Genomic DNA, 17,754 nt, shown 5'->3' on the forward strand with positions numbered 1-17,754 from the left:
TCCGGGTCGTCGTCAGGCGGCGATCGGCGTCGCGTCGTAGGACAGCGGCAGCCTGAGCCGCGCCGAAAACCCCTCTTCCGAACGGATCAACAGCACGTCGCCGCCATGCGCGCGGGCGATCGAGCGACAGACGGCGAGGCCCAGCCCGCTCCCGCCCCGACCGGATGCCTCGGCGTTCGACGCCCGATAGAAAGGCTCAAACGCGCGTTCCAGCTCGGCTTCGGGCACGCCCGGGCCATCGTCCCGAATGTCGGCGATCGCCGCATCCTCCTCCACCGCCAGACGGATACGCGCGCAGTCGCCATATTTGACCGCATTCTCCACGAGGTTGGCGAGCAGCCGCCGCATCCCCAGCACATCGACCTCGACCGGCGCCGACGCGATCTCCTCCAGCGTCACCCTGCCGCCGATCATCGCCGCGTCCTGCGCCACATCCTCCACCAGCAGCCCCAGATCGAGGCGCTCCCGGACATTGGGGGTGGAGGCATCGCGGATGAAGTTCAGCACGGAGGTGATCATGTCCTCCATCTCCGTCACCTCGCCGGTCATGCCTTCCCGAATCGCATCGTCGTCCACCTCCTCGATGCGGAAGCGCATCCGGGTGAGCGGGGTGCGGAGATCATGGCTGATCGCCCCCACCATCGCGGTGCGATCGTCGACGAAGCTCTGCAGCCGATTCTGCATCACGTTGAAGGCGTGCGCGGCGCGGCCGATCTCGGCCGGCCCCTCCAGCGCGACCAGCGCCGCCGAAGGATCACGACCGAGCTGTTCCGCAGCGGCCGTGAAGCGGGCCAGCGGCCGCACGATGCGGCGCGCGAACAGCCAGCCGAGCGGCGCCACGAGCAGAAAGGCGATCGCGAACCACAGCATCACGCGCCGCTGCCACGCATTGGGAAAGCCCGCCGCGATCGGCTGGACGACCACCCAGCGGCCATCCGCCTGCCGGAGCGCCGCCACGAAATCGCCTTCGACAAAGGGAGCGGGCGCGAGGCCGAACAGCGCACGCGACGGGGGCACGATCGGCAGCGGATTGGCCGTGACGTCTGCCGTGTTTCGGCCACGCCTCGACACTGCCAGCGGCGCCGAGGACGAGGTGGCGGCGGTGGCGCCGTCCCTCGATTGAGCAGGCGCCATGGTGGCGGGCATATCCTGTACCGGGCGCGGTGCCGGGGGCTTCACCGCCGGCACATGGGCGGGCAGGTCGCTGACCGCCCGCTCGACCGACTGGGGTGGAAGCTCCGCTGGCATCCGGCTGGGATCAAAGCCTTCGGTGGGAACCGGCCGAGCCGCGAAGCCGCGCCGGTCCTGCGGCGCCGCGGCGCCCGGCGCCGTGCCATTCGCCCGCCCGCCCGGCTGCCCGCCGGCCTGCCCGAAGGGAGAGACCGGCTGGGGCGAGGGCATGGGCTGACGATCGAGGTCGGAGGGTGACGGCGCACTGCCGCTACCACTACCGGCGCGATCCGGCCGCGTGCCATCGCCCCGCCCGCCGAATCCCGGATCGCCGGCTTGGCCGCCGCGCTCCCGCCCACGATCTGGAAGCCCGCCGCCGGCACCGAAACCCGGGAAGCTGCTGCCCGGAAACACACCGCCCGAAAAACCGCCGCCGGGCGCGCCGCCGCCGGGAAAGCCGCCCCCACCGCCACCCGCCGGCGGGCCGGCCTGATCGACCAGCAGGAGACTGGCCGGCATCATCCGCGCCGCCCGCGAACCGAGCGGATCGGAAGACACCTGCCAGTCGATCGGCCTGAGCAGCGGCCGGATCGGTGACGGCGCCGGCATCTGGCTCGCCGGATGCATCGGCACCAGCGGCAGCGATGGCGGCGCCGTAATCCCGGCGAAGGGCAGCGGCGCGTAGAAAGCCAGCCGCACATCCCGATCCTCCGCCCCCATCCGCATCGCGAGATCATGGCGCGATTGTTCGGAGGTAAACCAGCCGCCGCCCGTCACGTCCGGCGGGCCGGACTGGACGACGCGTGACAGCCTGGCCAGCCCCCCCTCCTGCCGCAACGCCGCGACGATATCGCTCATGCTATGCTGCACCGGGGGCGCAGGCGGCAGCACCAGCGTCAACAGCAAGGTCACCAGCTGCGCGACGATCAGGCCGCCGAACAGCAGCGCCAAGATCTGGAAGACGATCGGCGGCTCCCGCCACGCCCGCCGGCGGACCATGGTGGTCATGACCACCTGCCAGGCGACGAACGGGCAGCCGAGACCATGCCCCGTCCCGATCTCGGCCGGCGCCCTGCCGCATCTGCCCGGTATCGCGAATCTGCCGCCCGTTCCGCCATCCACCGCCGCCCTCTTCGGATTGACCGCCCCTCGTGCCGCATATGCCTTGCCCGCTGATGTCGAAAAATGACGGCCCGGCGGCCGATTATGTTTCAGTATGTGTCGGGAGGTAGCATATTGCCCACATCCTGCGATTTTACAGCAAAACCGGGCTGGCAATAGCCGTCCATGAACGCCACTCTCCTCCACATGGATCTCGCGACCCGCATTCTCATCGTCGACGACGATGCCGGCATCCGCACGCTGATCTCCGCTTTCCTCGACAAGCATGGCTATCAGACCGACGTTGCCGGCAACCCGAACGAAATGCGCGAACAGATGCGCCGCCAGCGTTACGATCTGATCGTGCTGGACGTGATGATGCCCGGCGAAGATGGCCTGTCCGCGCTGCGCCAGTTGCAGCGCGGGGACGGCGCGCCGCCGGTGATCATGCTGTCCGCAGTGGGCACCGACATCGATCGTATCGTCGGGCTGGAGATGGGCGCCGAGGACTATCTCGCGAAACCCTGCAATCCGCGCGAATTGCTGGCGCGCATCCGCACCGTCCTGCGCCGCCGCGAGGGCACCGCCCTAGGCATCGCGGCCCATATCGTCACGATGGACGCCGCCGAAGGGCTCACCCGCTTCGCAGGCTGGACGATCGATCTCGTCGGGCGGACGCTGGCCGATCCCGCTGGCGATCTGGTCGCCTTGTCGGACGCCGAATTCCGCCTGATCCGCGCCTTCGTCGAACATCCCCGCCGCGTGCTGAGCCGGGACCAGATCCTCGATTATTCGACCGGGCATGAAAGCGAACTTTATGATCGCGCGATCGACGTGCAGGTCAGCCGGCTGCGGCGCAAGCTCGCCAGCCATGAGGGTGGCGCCGAACTGATCCGCACCGTCCGCAACGAAGGCTATATGTTCGTCCCCGTCGTCACCAGGGGCTGATCGCCAGCCTGGGAAGGCGCCCTGCCGGCCGCGCGGCGACGCCGGGCCGTGGCACATGATCGCTGGTCGGGATCAGGGGCCGGTGTCGAACACCGTCTCCATCGCGACGAAGGTGGAGGTGCTGGCGACGTGCGGCAGGCTCGATATCTTCTCGCCCAGCACATAGCGGTAACGGCGGATATCGGCGGTGCGGACCTTGAGCAGATAATCGAAACTGCTCGCGATCATGTGGCACTCCTCGACCTCGCGAATCTTGCGGACGGCGGCGTTGAACTCGCGCAATGCCGCCTCGCGGGTATCGGACAGCTTTACCTCGGCGAAGGCGATGTGATCGAGGCCGAGCTTCACAGGATCGACGATCGCGCGGAAGCCCAGAATATAACCCTCCGCGATCAGCCGGCGCATCCGCACCTGCGCCGGGGTCTTGGACAGGCCGACCCGCTGCGCCAGTTCGGTGACGGTCATCCGCCCGTCCTCGGCCAGCGCATCGAGGATCAGCCGATCGAAGCGGTCGATCTGACTGATATTCGCGCCCGGATCATCCATTCTTCCTGCCATGCCCGCATAATATAGGCGATCATCTCCTCGTGGAAGCCAGCAAAGGTCTGATCGCCGCCCCATTTCGCGCTATGACGACTCAGCCCACTCAGGATCGCAGCGAGCCCGCCATGCCAGACACGCCCGTCACGTCCGCCACGCCAGACGCCCCCTTCGCCCGCTTCGCGCCCGCGGTTCGGCCCGCCGATCCGCTCCGCCGTGCGATCACCGCAGCCGCGCGCTGCCCGGAAACCGCGTGCGTGCCCGCCCTCGTCGCCGCGGCCACCCTGCCCGACGCGCTGCGCACCGCCGCCGCCGGCACCGCGCGCATGCTGATCGAGCGGCTGCGCGCCAAGGGGACGCGCGGCGGCGTCCAGGCGCTGGTCCGCGAATATGCGCTGAGCAGCCAGGAGGGGGTGGCGCTGATGTGCCTCGCCGAAGCGCTGCTGCGCATTCCCGATACCGCGACCCGCGACGCGCTGATCCGCGACAAGGTCGGCGGCGGCGACTGGTCCTCGCATCTGGGGGACGGCCGGTCGCTGTTCGTCAATGCCGCGACCTGGGGCCTCGTCGTCACCGGCAAGCTCACCACCGGCGCCGACGATCGCGGCCTCGCGTCCGCACTGGCCCGGCTGGTCGCGCGGGTCGGCGAGCCGGTGATCCGGCGCGGCGTCGATCTGGCGATGCGGATGATGGGCGAGCAGTTCGTCACCGGCCAGACCATCGAGGAGGCGCTCAAGCGCTCGCGCCCACTGGAGACGCGCGGCTTCGCTTATTCCTACGACATGCTCGGCGAAGCCGCCGCCACCGCGGCCGACGCGGCGCGCTATTATGCCGATTACGAGCAGGCGATCCACGCGATCGGCAAGGCATCGGCCGGCCGCGGCATCCATGCCGGCCCCGGTATCTCGATCAAGCTGTCGGCGCTCCACCCGCGCTATTCCCGTGCCCAGGCCGATCGGGTGATGACCGAGCTGCTGCCCGACGTGCGCGCGCTGGCCGCCCTCGCCTCGTCCTACGATATCGGCTTCAACATCGACGCCGAGGAGGCCGATCGGCTCGAGCTGTCGCTCGATATCCTGCAGTCGCTCGCCGAAGACCCCGCGCTCGCCGGCTGGAACGGGCTGGGCTTCGTCGTGCAGGCCTATGGCAAGCGCTGCCCGTTCGTGATCGATTTCGTGATCGCGCTCGCGCGGCGCACCGGGCGGCGGATCATGGTGCGGCTGGTCAAGGGCGCCTATTGGGACGCGGAGATCAAGCGCGCGCAGGTCGACGGGCAGGCCGACTTCCCGGTCTACACCCGCAAGATCTACACCGACGTCTCCTACATCGCCTGCGCGCGCAAGCTGCTCGACGCGCGCGACGCGGTGTTCCCCCAGTTCGCGACCCACAATGCGCAGACGCTAGCGACGATCTACCAGCTCGCCGGGCCGGACTTCACTATCGGCGACTATGAATTCCAGTGCCTGCACGGCATGGGCGAGCCGCTCTATGACGAGGTGGTCGGCCGCGAGAAGCTGGACCGGCCGTGCCGTATCTATGCGCCGGTCGGCACCCACGAGACCTTGCTCGCCTATCTGGTCCGCCGCCTGCTGGAGAACGGCGCCAACTCCTCCTTCGTCAACCGCATCGGCGATCCCGCGGTGCCGATCGAGGCGCTGGTCGCCGATCCGATCGAGGAGGTCGCCGCGATGGCGGTGCCGGGCCTGCCGCACGACCAGATCGCGCTGCCGGCCGACATCTACGGTGCGCGCCGCAACTCCGCCGGCCTCGATCTCGCCGACGAGGCGACGCTGGCGATGCTGGCCGAGGCGCTGACCGAGAGCGCCGGCGCGGCCTGGACCGCCGCGCCTACCGATGGAGAGAGCGAACCGCAGCCGGTGCGCAACCCGGCCGATCATCGCGATATCGTCGGCACCGTCGTCGAGGCGAGCGAGGCCGAGGCACGGGCGGCGATGGCGCGCGCCGCCCTCGCCGCGCCGGGCTGGGCGGCGACCGATGTCGCCGATCGCGCCGCCTGCCTCGATCGCGCCGCCGATCTGATGCAGGCCAGGATGCCGGCGCTGATCGGTCTCGCGATCCGCGAGGCCGGCAAGTCGGCCGCCAACGCGATCGCCGAGGTCCGCGAGGCGATCGACTTCCTGCGTTATTATGCCGCCGAAGCCCGCCGCACGATCGGCCACGAGCAGCGCCCGCTCGGCCCGATCGTCTGCATCAGCCCGTGGAACTTCCCGCTGGCGATCTTCAGCGGGCAGGTCGCGGCGGCGCTGGTCGCCGGCAATAGCGTGCTGGCCAAGCCGGCCGAGGAGACGCCGCTGATCGCGGCCGAAGCGATCCGCATCCTGCTGGCGGCGGGCGTACCGGCCGGCGCAGTCCAGCTCGTCCCCGGGGCCGGCGCGATCGGCGCCGCGCTGGTCGGCGATCCGCGCACCGCCGGCGTGATGTTCACCGGATCGACCGAGGTCGCCCGGCTGATCCAGAAGCAGCTCGCGACACGGGTGTCTGCCGATGGCCGCCCGATCCCGCTGATCGCCGAGACCGGCGGCCAGAATGCGATGATCGTGGATTCCTCCGCGCTGGCCGAACAGGTGGTCGCCGACGTGATCGCCTCCGCCTTCGACAGCGCCGGCCAGCGCTGCTCGGCGCTGCGCCTGCTCTGCCTGCAGGAGGAGGTCGCCGATCGCACGCTGGCGATGCTGCGCGGCGCGGTGCAGGAGACGCGGATCGGCCGCCCCGACCGCCTCGCCGTCGATATCGGCCCGGTGATCACCGCCGAGGCGCAGGCCAACATCGTCCGCCACGTCGAGGCGATGCGCACCGCCGGCCGGCCGGTCGAGCAGGCGGAACTCGGTGACGACGCGACGCACGGCACCTTCGTGCCGCCGACGATCATCGAGATCGGATCGATCAAGGATCTCGGCCGCGAGGTGTTCGGCCCGGTGCTGCACGTCATCCGCTACCGGAGCGGCGACCTCGACGCGCTGGTCGCCGCGATCAACGCCACCGGCTACGGCCTGACCTTCGGCCTCCATACCCGGCTGGACGACACGATCGAGCAGGTTACGCGGCGGATCGAGGCGGGCAATCTCTACGTCAACCGCAACATCATCGGCGCGGTGGTCGGCGTGCAGCCGTTCGGCGGGCGCGGCCTGTCGGGCACCGGCCCCAAGGCCGGCGGCCCGCTCTATCTGACCAGGCTGGTGGCCAATCCGGCGCGGCCGGAACGGGCGGCGCCGGCACCGCGCCCAATACTCGCGGCTTTCGCGGAATGGCTGGACGCGCAAGGCCGCCCCGAGACGGCAGAGACGGTGCGAGCCTTCGGGCGCCAGTCGCGCTTCGGCGAACAGGTCGAGCTTCCCGGCCCGGTCGGCGAACGCAATCTCTACGCGATCCACCCGCGCGGACGGGTCGCGCTTTCCGCCCACAGCGAGCGCGGATTGTGGACGCAGATCGGTGCCGTGCTGGCGACGGGCAATCATGCCGTCATCGACGCCACGCGGGCGCAGCGCGCGTGGCTGGACGGTCTTCCCGCGACCGTGGCCCAGCATCTCACCTGGTCGGACCATGCACTGGGCGAGGCGGGCATTGCTGCCGCGCTGGTGGAAGGCGATGCGAGCGATATCCTGCTGGCATCCCGCACATTGGCCGATCGCGACGGTGCGATCGTGACGATGCAGGCAGGCGATCCGGCAGGGCCGGTGCTCGACTGGCTGATCGAGGAGGTCTCGACGTCGATCAACACCACCGCCGCCGGCGGCAATGCGAGCCTGATGGCCGTCTCCTGATGCCGTGCCCCGAGCCGCTTCCCGCCAGATGACGGGAAACGGCTCGCGACGTGGCGGTTATGCGTTCGGCACGTCCCGCGCCGGGCGGTTCGCCGCGTACAGGCCGAATGCCGCGATGATCAGGTAGCACAGCGCCGGCACGAACAGCGCCAGACGCAGGCCGATATGATCGGCGAATTCGCCGGTCAGCGGCGGGATGATCGCGCCGCCCACGATCGCCATGCAGATGATCCCCGATCCTTCCGCCGCACGCTTGCCGAGGCCTTCGCAGCCGAGCGTGAAGATGGTCGGGAACATGATCGAATTGACCAGGCCGATCGCCAGCAGCGCATAGCCCGAGATGAAGCCGTGGCCGCCCATCGAGATCAGGATCAGCGCGATCGCGGCCGACGCCACGCCGGCCAGCACCTTGCCCGGCGAGATCACGCGCAGGATGTAGGAGCCGATGAAGCGACCGACCATCGCGCCGCCCCAATAGAGCGCGACATGCTTGCCGGCCGAGGCCTGCGGCAGTGCCAGCGTATCGGCCTGCATCAGATAGTTCACGATCAGCGAGCCGATCGACACTTCGGCACCGACATAGAGGAAGATGCACAGCGTGCCGAAGCTGAAGCGCGGCAGCTTGAGCAGGGTGAAGGCCTGGAGGATGCTCTCCTCGGCCGGGGCCGCCTTCAGGCGGTTGCGCTGGGTCCACACCACGCCGGCGAGCAGCGTCAGTGCGATGGCGAGGCCGATATAGGTGTGGGTGACGACGCGCGCTTCGGCCGCGCGGAAGGCATCGAGCGCAGCGCCGGTCAGCGAGGCCGGATCGACCTTCGACAGGCTGCCGAGGATGATGATCGAGCCGATGATCGGGAAGATCGTGGTGCCGAGCGAGTTGAACGCCTGCGCGAAGGTCAGCCGGCTACTGGCTGTCCGCGACGGCCCGAGCAGCGAGATCAGCGGGTTGGACACCACCTGCACGGTGGTGATGCCGGCGCCGAGCACGAACATCGCAGCGAGGAAATAGGCATATTGGCTGGACGCCGCCGCCGGAATGAACAGCAGGCAGCCCACCGTCATGATCAGCAGGCCGATCGAGGCAGCCCGCATATAGCCGGCCCGGGCGACGATCGCCGCGGCCGGGATCGAGCAGATCAGATAGGCCCCGAAAAAGGCCGACTGGACCAGCATCGCCTGGCCGTAGCTGAGCGTGAACAGATCCTTCAGCTTCGGGATCACCACGTCGTTCAGGCTGGTGATGCCGCCGAACACGAAGAACAGCGCGAACACGAAGGTCCGCAATTCCGGCGCATCGATCGCCCCGCCATCCTGTCCCTGTCCGGCGGCCTGACCGGCCCCCTGATTATGATTAAACTGAACCACCACATCGTCCCTTCGAGAAAATGAGGGGGTGCGTCAGCCGGATTGCCGCCGTCCCCTCAAGCCGCGGTGATGCTTCCGTAGCCGATCGAAGCCGTGGCGAGAATGGAAATGACAACGCCGGACCACGGCATCTCGCGGGCGCGCGCGGCAACCCCGCCGCCCGCGCCCGCCCGATCGCGAGAAAGAGCAGAAAAGCCGGGCTGTGGAAGCAAGCGCTGCCACGAACGGGCGCTGCGGGTTCGACGCGCCGCTCGGGGGAGCGAGTGAGCGGCGCGTCACCACCAGTAACGACCGATCGCAGGCTTTCCTAAGCCTTGAGGCGATGCGACTTTAGTAGAAGCCGATCGATCGGCGCTGCCCTATAGGTTGCCTCTATAGTGTCGATTAGCCGGCACCGGACGGTTCGCGCACGCCGGCGTTCATCCTGAGTCCTGCTACCGCAGGGCAAAAGCACGGGCCGATGGATCAACCAGCGTCGAGCAACGTATCATCCCCATGCACAAGCCGCTCCTCTCCTTGGCCTTGGCCGCCCTGCTCGGCGGGCCGGCGCTTGCCGACACCGCGCCCTTCGACCTGGCAGGGCCGGCGCTGCGCGTCAGCGTGACGCATGGCGGCCAGACGCTGCCGATCGCCGAAGTACCGCAGCTGGCGACCGGGGACGGCATTTCGGTGATCGCGGATCTGCCCGACGACCAGTCCGCCCATTATGTGCTGATCGCCGCCTTCCTGCGCGGCTCGACCAATCCGCCGCCGGACAAATGGTTCTTCGACACCGAAACCTGGACGAAGAAGGGCCGCAAGGGCCTGTCGCTCACGGTGCCGGACGGCGCGCAACAGGTCGTGCTGTTCCTGGCGCCGGCCACCGGCGGCGATGTCTCGACGCTGCGCAATGCCGTGCAGGGCCGCCCCGGCGCCTTCGTGCGCGCCGCGCAGGAGTTGGCCCAGGCCTCGCTCGATCACGGCCGGCTGGCGACCTATCTGGATGCCGTCCGCAGGACCGAGCCGGACGATCCCGGCCGCCTCGCGCGGATCACCCCGCTGCTCGCCCGCAGCCTGCAGGTGAAGATCAATGCCGATTGTCTGACCAAGCTGCCTGCGCTCCAGGCCGCCTGCCTGCTCCAGAACCAGGAATCGCTGGTTTTGAACGATGGCCACAGCAATGCGATCACCGATGCGGTCGGCGGGCCGGGCGCCGATCTCGCGCTCCAGCTCAGCGCCACGCCGCAGGGCGGGCTCGGCTATTACAGCCCCTATATCGCCGCGATCCGCGACGTGATCGGCATCTTCAGCTCGATCCACACCGCCAAATATCAATATATCCCGGCGCTGGCGACGCTGGACGGCGACCATATGGGGCTGCTGCTCAACGCGCCGCCCTCCTTCCACAATCCCAAGTCGGTGCTAGTCACCGCCCTGCCGATCGTCGCGCCGGTGCATGTGCCGCCGCTCCAGCTGGTCGATCCCTCGCCCTCGCTGTGCGGGCAGGCGAGCACGCCGCTGCTGCCGATGGATGGCGCGCCGCTGGTCTACGCCACCCGCTACGCGCATGATCTCAGCCTGCGCGTGGCGCTTCCCGATGGCCGCACCGTCGATCTTCCGGCCACGCCCGACGCCGAGCAGGGCGGGCTCGTCATCCATGTCGATGGCCGCCTCCCCGCCGGCTTCAAGACGCCGCTCGACGCCACCGTGCATGGCATCTGGGGCTTCCAGCCGTTCGACGGGCCGAAGGTCACGATCCAGCCGTCACAGGGCGGTCAATGGCGTGTGCCGGCGGATGCGGGGAGCGCGCACGCCGGCAGCATCACGATCAGCGGCGGGGCATCGGCCTGCGTCACCGGCATCACCACGCAAGCGAATGGCGCCGCGCCGCAACCGGCGAAATGGAACGCGACCAGCCCCACCACGCTCAGCGTCACCCTGTCGGCACCGCCTGCGAAGGAGGGCGCCGCCAGGAACGGGCCGCTGACGATCGCCATCGCCGGCCCGGCCGGCAGCCCGACCGATCGGCTGACGCTGTCGCCCCCCGCCCCGCCCGAGGGCATGGCGGTGAGCCTGATCGCCCATGCCATCCAGCGCCCGCAGGCGGCGCCGCCGGTTCCCATCACGCTCGGCAGCGACACCGAGATTCCGGGTGACGCAACCTTCACCTTCTCGCTCCGCGCCGACAAGGGCGGACGGTTCACCGGCAAGGAGACGGTGGAGATCGCCGCCGATTCGGGCGGCGGCACCGCCACGCTGTCCACCGCCAGCGGCCTCAGGCTGGCGGATCGGCAGGTGATGCTGGCGACGATCGAACCGGCCAAGGCGCTCGGCGTCTCCGCCTTCGGCCCGTTGCGCGCGCGCATCGTGCGGGACGGCGCGGCCGGCGACTGGATTCCGCTCGGCACTTTGGTCCGCCTGCCCCGCCTCCGGCAGCTCGACTGTCCGTCCAGTCCCGCGCCAGCGCCATCGGCCCCGGCATCCCCCGCCGCGCCGGTGCCGACGCCGGCACAGACCTGCACATTATCGGGTGACGATCTGTTCCTGATCGCCGCCGTCTCGACCACGCCCGGATTCGAGCAGCCGGCCGAGGTGCCCGATGGCTATCCCGGCACGACGATCGCGATCCCGCATCCCGCCAACGGCGCATTATATCTGCGCCTGCGGGACGATCCGGCCACGGTGAGCAAGATCGGCGGCTGAGCCGGTTCGGAACGACGGATCGCATCGCGACACCGCGCAACAGGCCGTCATTGCAGGCTTTCACGAATCGAATTACGCCTCCGTCATGACCATGACCGCCCTGCCGCTCCTCGCCCTCGCTCTTGCCACCCTGCCCCAGGGGGCCGCCGCCGCGCCGGTCACGCCGATGACGCCCGATGTGGTGGCGAGCTACGATGCCGTCCGCCCGGACGCCGACTATATCAAGCGCGTGGTGATGATCCCGATGCGCGACGGGGTGAAGCTCTACACCGTCATCGTCATGAGGAAGGGCACCGCCAACGGCCCGATCCTGCTGTCGCGCACGCCCTATGACGCCAAGGGATCGACCGAGCGCACCGCCAGCCAGAAGATCACCGAGATCCTGCCGGCGATGGACGCCGACTTCGTCAATGACGGCTATATCCGCGTCTATCAGGATATTCGCGGCCTCTATCATTCCGAAGGCCAGTTCGTGATGACCCGGCCGATCATCGGCCCGCTCAACCATACGAAGGTCGATGAATCGACCGACGCCTACGATACGATCGACTGGCTGGTGAAGCATGTGCCGGAGAGCAACGGCAAGGTCGGCGTGGTCGGCAGCTCCTATCTCGGCTTCACCACGCTGATGGCGGAGATCAATCCGCATCCCGCGCTCAAGGCGGCCGTGCCGCAAAGCCCGATGGTCGATACCTGGATCGGCGACGACGATTTCCACAACGGCGCCTTCCGCGTTCCCAGCCTCGATTATTTCCTCGGCCAGAGCACCGACAAGGCCAATGCCGGCGCCAAGATCGCGCGCGGCGCGGGCGACGACTACGCCACCTATCTCGCCGCCGGCTCGGTCGGCGATTTCGCCCGCCAATGGGGCATCGAGAACGTCCCGTCCGTCCGCAAGGTGATGGAAAATCCGGCCTACACCGATTTCTGGTCGCTCCAGGCGGTCGACAAGTGGATGGCGGCGCGACCGCTGACCGTGCCGACGATGCTGGTCGTCGGCCAGTGGGACCAGGAGGACAGCTATGGCGCGCCGGCGGTCTATCGCGCGCTGGAGCCCAAGGACAAGAATAACGACATGGTGTCGCTGGTGATCGGGCCGTGGCGCCACTCGGGCGTCAACCATTATGGCTATGATCTCGGCGCGCTGACCTTCACCGGCGACACTGCGGAAGAGTTCCGCGCCCACACCATGAAGCCCTTCTTCGATCACTGGCTGAAGGGCGCGCCCGATCCGCACACCCCGCCGGTGCTCACCTATGCGACCGGCGTGAACCATTGGGACGTCTCGCCGAAATGGCCGATGGGCACGCCGACGCCGCTCTATCTCGACGCCGGCCTACGCGCGGGGTTCGCCGCGCCCGGTGCGGAGGGGCATGACGAATATGTCGCGGATCCGTCCAAGCCGGTGCCGTTCCTGCCCCGCCCGGTCGACATGGCGGCCGGCAGCCAGTGGAAGACGTGGCTGGTCCACGACCAGCGCTTCGTCGATGGCCGGCCCGACGTGATCAGCTACCGGACCGGCGCGCTCGACAAGCCGGTCCACATCATGGGGGCGCCGCAGGTCGATCTGTTCGCGGCGACGTCGGGCACCGATAGCGACTGGGTGGTCAAGCTGATCGACGTCGCGCCGGACAGCACGCCGGAGGGGCCGGATCAGGGATCGAAGCCGGCCAATCCCGGCTACGAACTGCCGATCGGCATCGAGATCTTCCGCGGCCGCTACGTCCATAGCCTGTCGCAGCCGGCGGCGCTGACGCCGGGCCAGCCCGAAAATTACCGCTTCGCCCTGCCCAATGTCGATCACGTCTTCCTGCCGGGCCACAGGATCATGGTCCAGATCCAGTCGAGCCTGTTCCCGCTCTACGATCGCAACCCACAGACCTATGTCGACAATATCTTCAACGCCAAGCCGCAGGATTATCGCGCGGCGACGCAGAGCATCTATCACGGTGGCGCCCATGCCAGCGCGATCCTGCTGCCGATCGTCGCCGACACGGGGTCGGCCTCGGTTCCGGCGCCCCTCGGCGTCTCCGCGCCCTGAGGCCAATGGTCATGCCTCCGGCGGACCTATGATCGGGGCGACCGCTCCGTTGTCGCCGGAACGGTCGCCCCTCATGGACCAGGATATCGGGCCGTGCAGCGACTCTCGCTGCACGGCTGACGGTCAGCGCTGCGCCAGATGCGCCTCGATCCGGGCAAGCGTCTCCTCGCCGGTATGGATGCCGATCTTGCTGCGGCGCCACAGGATATCTTCCGCAGTGCGCGCCCATTCATGCTCGACCAGATAGTCGATCTCGAGCGTCGACAGCCCGCCACCCAGATCTTCGAGCTCGGTCGCGTCGCCCAGCACCATGGCGATGCGGGTGCCATAGGCCCGCGCCATGCGCTCGGCATTGTCGGGGGACAGGAACGGCCAGCGATCGCGGACCATCAGCAGGAACGCCTCGAAATCGCCGCCGGGCAGATCGCCGCCGGGCAGCGGCACGTCGCCGGTCCAGCCCTTGCCCATCTTGGGCAGGAACGGCTCCAGCTTCTCCAGCGCATGTTCGGAGAGGCGGCGATAGGTGGTGATCTTGCCGCCGAAGGCGGACAGCACCTGCGGCCCCTCGCTGGTGCCGAGCTTCAGCACATAATCGCGCGTCACCGCCGAGGCGCTTTCGGCCCCGTCGTCGAACAGCGGCCGGACGCCCGAATAGCTGCGGACGATGTCCTTCTCGGAGATCGGCTTGGTGAAGTAGCGGTTCACCGAGGCGCAGAGATAGTCGATCTCGTCCTGGTCGATCTTCGGCGCCGAGGGATCGCCCTCGAACGGCTTGTCGGTGGTGCCGATCACGGTGAAATCGCGCTCATAGGGGATCGTGAAGATGATCCGCTTGTCGTCATTTTGCAGGATATAGGCGTGGTCGCCCTCATACATGCGCGGCACGATGATGTGGCTGCCCTTGACCAGACGCGGCGGCAGTTCGGCATGGGCGCCCGCCAGTTCGCCGAGCACGCGCGACACCCACGGCCCCGCCGTGTTGACGATCGCCCGGGCCGAGACCTCCGTGCCATCGTCGAGCGTCGCGATCCAGCGGTCGCCATCCCGCTTCGCGCCCGTGAAGCCGACGCGGGTGCGGATCGTCGCGCCCTTCTCGGCCGCCGCGATGGCGTTCAGCGCGACCAGTCGCGCATCGTCCACCCAGGCATCCGAATAGACGAAGCCGCGCGCGATATCCTTGAGGCCGGCGCCCCACGGCGTGCCCTCCAGCTTGACGCCTTCGGACTTGGGCAGGCTCGTCTTGCCGCCGATATGATCGTAGAGGAACAGGCCGGTGCGGATCATCCACGCCGGGCGCATATCCTCGACCAGCGGCATCACGAAGCGCAGCGGCTTGACCAGATGCGGTGCGATGCCGAGGATCACCTCGCGCTCGGCCAGCGCCTCGCGGACCAGCCGGAACTCGTAATATTCGAGGTAGCGCAGGCCGCCATGGATCAGCTTGGTGCTGGCCGACGAGGTGTGCGCGGCGAGATCGTCGCGCTCCACCAACAGCACCGACAGGCCGCGCCCCGCGGCGTCGCGGGCGATGCCGCAGCCGTTGACGCCGCCGCCGATGATCAGCAGGTCGATTTCACTCATCTGGGTCATCATCAATCCTCAGGCAGGAATCTTCGAACGGCTGCGCGCGAGCGCGTCCAGCCAGCCTTTCTTGAGATCCTCCCGCTTGCCCTTCTTCATCTGGGGCTCGAACGCACGCTCCTCCTTCCAGGATGCAGCGACGTCCTCCAATTTATCCCACACTCCCACGGCAAGGCCGGCGAGATAGGCGGCGCCGGCCACCGTCGTCTCGATATTGGCGGGACGTTCCACTTTCGTGTCGAGCATGTCGGCGAGGAACTGGCAGAACCAGTCGTTCGCCGCCATGCCGCCATCGACGCGGATCGTGCGCGTCTCCTTGGCGCCGTCCGCCACCATCGCATCGACCAGGTCGGCGGTCTGGTAGGCGACCGATTCCAGCGCGGCGCGGGCGATATGCGCGCCGGTCGCATCGAAGGTCAGCCCGGTGATCGTCGCGCGCGCGTCCGGATCCCAATGCGGCGCGCCGAGGCCGACGAAGCCCGGCACCATGTAGACGCCGTGATTGTCGTCCAGCTTGTTGGCGAGATCGTTGGTGTCGGCGGCGCGATGGATCAGGCCGAGCCCGTCGCGCAGCCACTTCACCGCCGCGCCGGCGACGAAGATCGAGCCTTCGAGCGCATAGGTGGTCTTGCCACCGATCGAATAAGCGATCGTGGTGAGCAGGCCGTTGTCGGACTTGAGCGCCTTGTCGCCGGTGTTGAGCAGCACGAAGCAGCCGGTGCCATAGGTCGACTTGGCGTCGCCGCGCTTGAAGCAGGCCTGGCCGACGACGGCCGCCTGCTGGTCACCGGCCATGCCGCCGATCGGGATCGCCCTGCCGAGCAGCTTCTTGTCGGTTTCGCCGAAGATCGTGCTGTTGTCCTTGACCTCGGGCAGCAGGCTCTCGGGGATGTCGAGCATCTTGCACAGATCGGCGTCCCACTGGCCCTTGTGGATATCGTAGAGCAGGGTGCGCGAGGCGTTGGAGGCATCGGTGGCGTGGACCTTGCCGCCGGTCAGCCGCCACAGCAGGAAGCTGTCGATCGTCCCGAACGCCAACTCGCCCTTGTCGGCGCGCTTGCGGGCGCCCTTCACATTGTCGAGGATCCACTTGAGCTTGGTGCCCGAGAAATAGGGATCGAGGATCAGGCCGGTCTTGGCGCGGACCTCGTCCTCATAGCCCTGCGCCTTCAGCTCGGCGCAGAATTTGGCGGTGCGGCGATCCTGCCAGACGATCGCATTATGAACCGCCTCGCCGGTCTCGCGGTCCCACACCACCACCGTCTCGCGCTGGTTTGTGATGCCGATCGCCTGGATGTCGCCGCCATCCTCCTCGGCGACATCGCCGAGCGTCTTCTTCACGTCCTTCCAGATATCCTCGACGTCATGCTCCACCCAGCCATGCTCCGGATAATGCTGGGCGAATTCCTGGCGGGACACCTTGCGCGGCTTGCCGGCGGTGTCGAAGCTCATCGATCGGGTCGACGTCGTGCCCTGGTCGATCGCCAGCAGAATCTTCTTGGCCATAACAGGCTCCTATCAACACTATGAGATCAGTAGGCGGATCAGTTCGGCCCCGCGACGGGCTTGTTGCGCGGCAGGAAAGGCCGGATCAGCAGATGCTGCAAGCCGCCGCCGATGACGCCGCCGATCAACGGCCCCAGGATCGGGCCCCACCAGTAGCTCGGCAGGCCGGGAAAGGCGGAAGGCCCCCAGCCGAACAGCCAGGCGAAGGTACGCGGGCCGAGGTCGCGCGCCGGATTGATCGCCCATGCCTCCAGATTGCCCGCCGAGGCGCCGATGATCGCCACCAGCAGGCCGATGATCAGCGCGCCGAAATTCGCCTGCGGGGCCATCGTGTTATATTCGTCGGTCACCGCGAAGATGCCGAACATCAGGAAGGCGGTGAGGATGATCTCGTCCAGGAACGCCTTGAACGGCGTGACGGCCAGCCCCGGCGACGTGAAGAAGATGCCGGCCCCGCCGCCGCCCGCCCGCGTGAGATGCTGGGTGGCGGTGAAATGATCGATCACGTTCCAGTAGAGCGCATAGACGATCGCCGCACCCAGAAAGGCGCCGACGAGCTGCGCGGCCCAGTAGGGCACGACCTTCCACCACGGGAACCCGCGGTAGAGGGCGAGCGACAATGTCACCGCCGGATTGGCATGGGTGCCCGAGATCGCGCCGGTCACGTAGATCGAGATGGTGACCGCGATGCCCCAGGTGATGCAGACACCCCAATAGGCGTTCTTGTAAGGGTTGGGATCGTACAGCACGATCATCGCCGCCACCGAGCAGCCAAAGCTGATCACGATCAGAATGGCAATCGCTTCGGCGATCAACTCGCCCAGAAATGCTCGCCGGTTGGACATCCTCGCTCCTCATAGATGCCGCTATTGGCTGCGGCTTATGTTGGAACAGCGCGCGAATCAGCGATCAGTTCCGGAACGAAACGGTTATTCCCTCCGATCGCCGGCCGCCAGCGAAAAAGCGCGCGGATGGTGATGGCACCGGGGCAGAAACCGCAGAAATGCGGCCAAAAGGACGGGGCGACGCCGTGGCGCC

The 17,754-nt window shown here is 68.1% G+C and carries 11 protein-coding genes; 5 read left to right on the plus strand and 6 right to left on the minus strand.

Features of this window, described 5'->3' with window-relative positions:
• Window positions 1-12: 12 nt before the first annotated feature.
• Entirely contained in the window at window positions 13-2,178 is a 2,166-nt protein-coding gene (locus tag PBT88_RS17450; protein ID WP_270076576.1) for an ATP-binding protein, read from the minus strand.
• On the opposite strand from PBT88_RS17450, the gene PBT88_RS17455 reads away from it, so the two are divergent.
• Together PBT88_RS17455 and PBT88_RS17460 are read left to right on the plus strand one after the other, a co-directional pair.
• Entirely contained in the window at window positions 2,168-2,359 is a 192-nt protein-coding gene (locus PBT88_RS17455) for a hypothetical protein (protein ID WP_270076577.1), read from the plus strand. The two genes, PBT88_RS17450 and PBT88_RS17455, sit on opposite strands and share 11 nt — an antisense overlap.
• Before the next feature lie 98 nt (window positions 2,360-2,457).
• On the plus strand, window positions 2,458-3,219 hold the full coding sequence (locus PBT88_RS17460; RefSeq protein ID WP_270076578.1) for a response regulator: 762 nt from the start codon (window positions 2,458-2,460) through the stop codon (window positions 3,217-3,219).
• A gap of 72 nt (window positions 3,220-3,291) precedes the next feature.
• On the opposite strand, the gene PBT88_RS17465 is transcribed toward PBT88_RS17460, so the two are convergent.
• Entirely contained in the window at window positions 3,292-3,765 is a 474-nt protein-coding gene (locus PBT88_RS17465; RefSeq protein WP_270076579.1) for an Lrp/AsnC family transcriptional regulator, read from the minus strand.
• Between the two features lie 122 nt (window positions 3,766-3,887).
• Here PBT88_RS17465 and putA point away from each other — a divergent pair, with 122 nt between their 5' ends.
• Window positions 3,888-7,541: a trifunctional transcriptional regulator/proline dehydrogenase/L-glutamate gamma-semialdehyde dehydrogenase gene (gene putA / locus PBT88_RS17470; protein WP_270079304.1), complete on the plus strand. Its 3,654-nt coding sequence runs from the start codon at window positions 3,888-3,890 to the stop codon at window positions 7,539-7,541.
• A 57-nt stretch (window positions 7,542-7,598) separates the two neighbouring features.
• On the opposite strand, the gene PBT88_RS17475 is transcribed toward putA, so the two are convergent.
• Window positions 7,599-8,840, minus strand: a complete 1,242-nt coding sequence (locus tag PBT88_RS17475; protein ID WP_270079305.1) for a sugar MFS transporter — start codon at window positions 8,838-8,840, stop codon at window positions 7,599-7,601.
• A 561-nt stretch (window positions 8,841-9,401) separates the two neighbouring features.
• Between PBT88_RS17475 and PBT88_RS17480 the strand changes: the two genes are divergently transcribed.
• Window positions 9,402-11,588, plus strand: a complete 2,187-nt coding sequence (locus PBT88_RS17480; RefSeq protein ID WP_270076580.1) for a hypothetical protein — start codon at window positions 9,402-9,404, stop codon at window positions 11,586-11,588.
• A 91-nt stretch (window positions 11,589-11,679) separates the two neighbouring features.
• Window positions 11,680-13,629, plus strand: coding sequence for a CocE/NonD family hydrolase (locus tag PBT88_RS17485; RefSeq protein WP_407696570.1), 1,950 nt, complete (start codon window positions 11,680-11,682; stop codon window positions 13,627-13,629).
• Between the two features lie 123 nt (window positions 13,630-13,752).
• On the opposite strand, the gene glpD is transcribed toward PBT88_RS17485, so the two are convergent.
• The 3 genes from glpD to PBT88_RS17500 are packed head-to-tail and all read right to left on the minus strand — an operon-like array spanning window position 13,753 to window position 17,561.
• Window positions 13,753-15,219 (minus strand): glycerol-3-phosphate dehydrogenase, encoded by a 1,467-nt coding sequence (gene glpD / locus PBT88_RS17490; RefSeq protein WP_270076582.1) that lies wholly within the window; start codon window positions 15,217-15,219, stop codon window positions 13,753-13,755.
• 9 nt (window positions 15,220-15,228) lie between these two features.
• Window positions 15,229-16,716 carry a glycerol kinase GlpK gene (glpK, locus tag PBT88_RS17495; protein ID WP_270076583.1) on the minus strand — a complete coding sequence of 496 codons (1,488 nt, stop codon included), beginning with the start codon at window positions 16,714-16,716 and terminating at the stop codon, window positions 15,229-15,231.
• Between the two features lie 38 nt (window positions 16,717-16,754).
• Window positions 16,755-17,561, minus strand: coding sequence for an MIP/aquaporin family protein (locus tag PBT88_RS17500; RefSeq protein WP_270076584.1), 807 nt, complete (start codon window positions 17,559-17,561; stop codon window positions 16,755-16,757).
• Window positions 17,562-17,754: the final 193 nt, after the last annotated feature.

It is taken from the genome of Sphingomonas abietis (genome assembly GCF_027625475.1).
Classification (GTDB): domain Bacteria; phylum Pseudomonadota; class Alphaproteobacteria; order Sphingomonadales; family Sphingomonadaceae; genus Solisphingomonas; species Solisphingomonas abietis.

Coding starts and splice junctions, on each gene's coding strand:
- PBT88_RS17465 (WP_270076579.1), bottom strand. CDS start 3,765: ATGGATGATCCGGGCGCGAATATCAGTCAGATCGACCGCTTCGATCGG.
- PBT88_RS17450 (WP_270076576.1), bottom strand. CDS start 2,178: ATGACCACCATGGTCCGCCGGCGGGCGTGGCGGGAGCCGCCGATCGTC.
- PBT88_RS17455 (WP_270076577.1), top strand. CDS start 2,168: ATGGTGGTCATGACCACCTGCCAGGCGACGAACGGGCAGCCGAGACCA.
- PBT88_RS17485 (WP_407696570.1), top strand. CDS start 11,680: ATGACCGCCCTGCCGCTCCTCGCCCTCGCTCTTGCCACCCTGCCCCAG.
- glpD (WP_270076582.1), bottom strand. CDS start 15,219: ATGACCCAGATGAGTGAAATCGACCTGCTGATCATCGGCGGCGGCGTC.
- PBT88_RS17500 (WP_270076584.1), bottom strand. CDS start 17,561: ATGTCCAACCGGCGAGCATTTCTGGGCGAGTTGATCGCCGAAGCGATT.
- glpK (WP_270076583.1), bottom strand. CDS start 16,716: ATGGCCAAGAAGATTCTGCTGGCGATCGACCAGGGCACGACGTCGACC.
- putA (WP_270079304.1), top strand. CDS start 3,888: ATGCCAGACACGCCCGTCACGTCCGCCACGCCAGACGCCCCCTTCGCC.
- PBT88_RS17480 (WP_270076580.1), top strand. CDS start 9,402: ATGCACAAGCCGCTCCTCTCCTTGGCCTTGGCCGCCCTGCTCGGCGGG.
- PBT88_RS17460 (WP_270076578.1), top strand. CDS start 2,458: ATGAACGCCACTCTCCTCCACATGGATCTCGCGACCCGCATTCTCATC.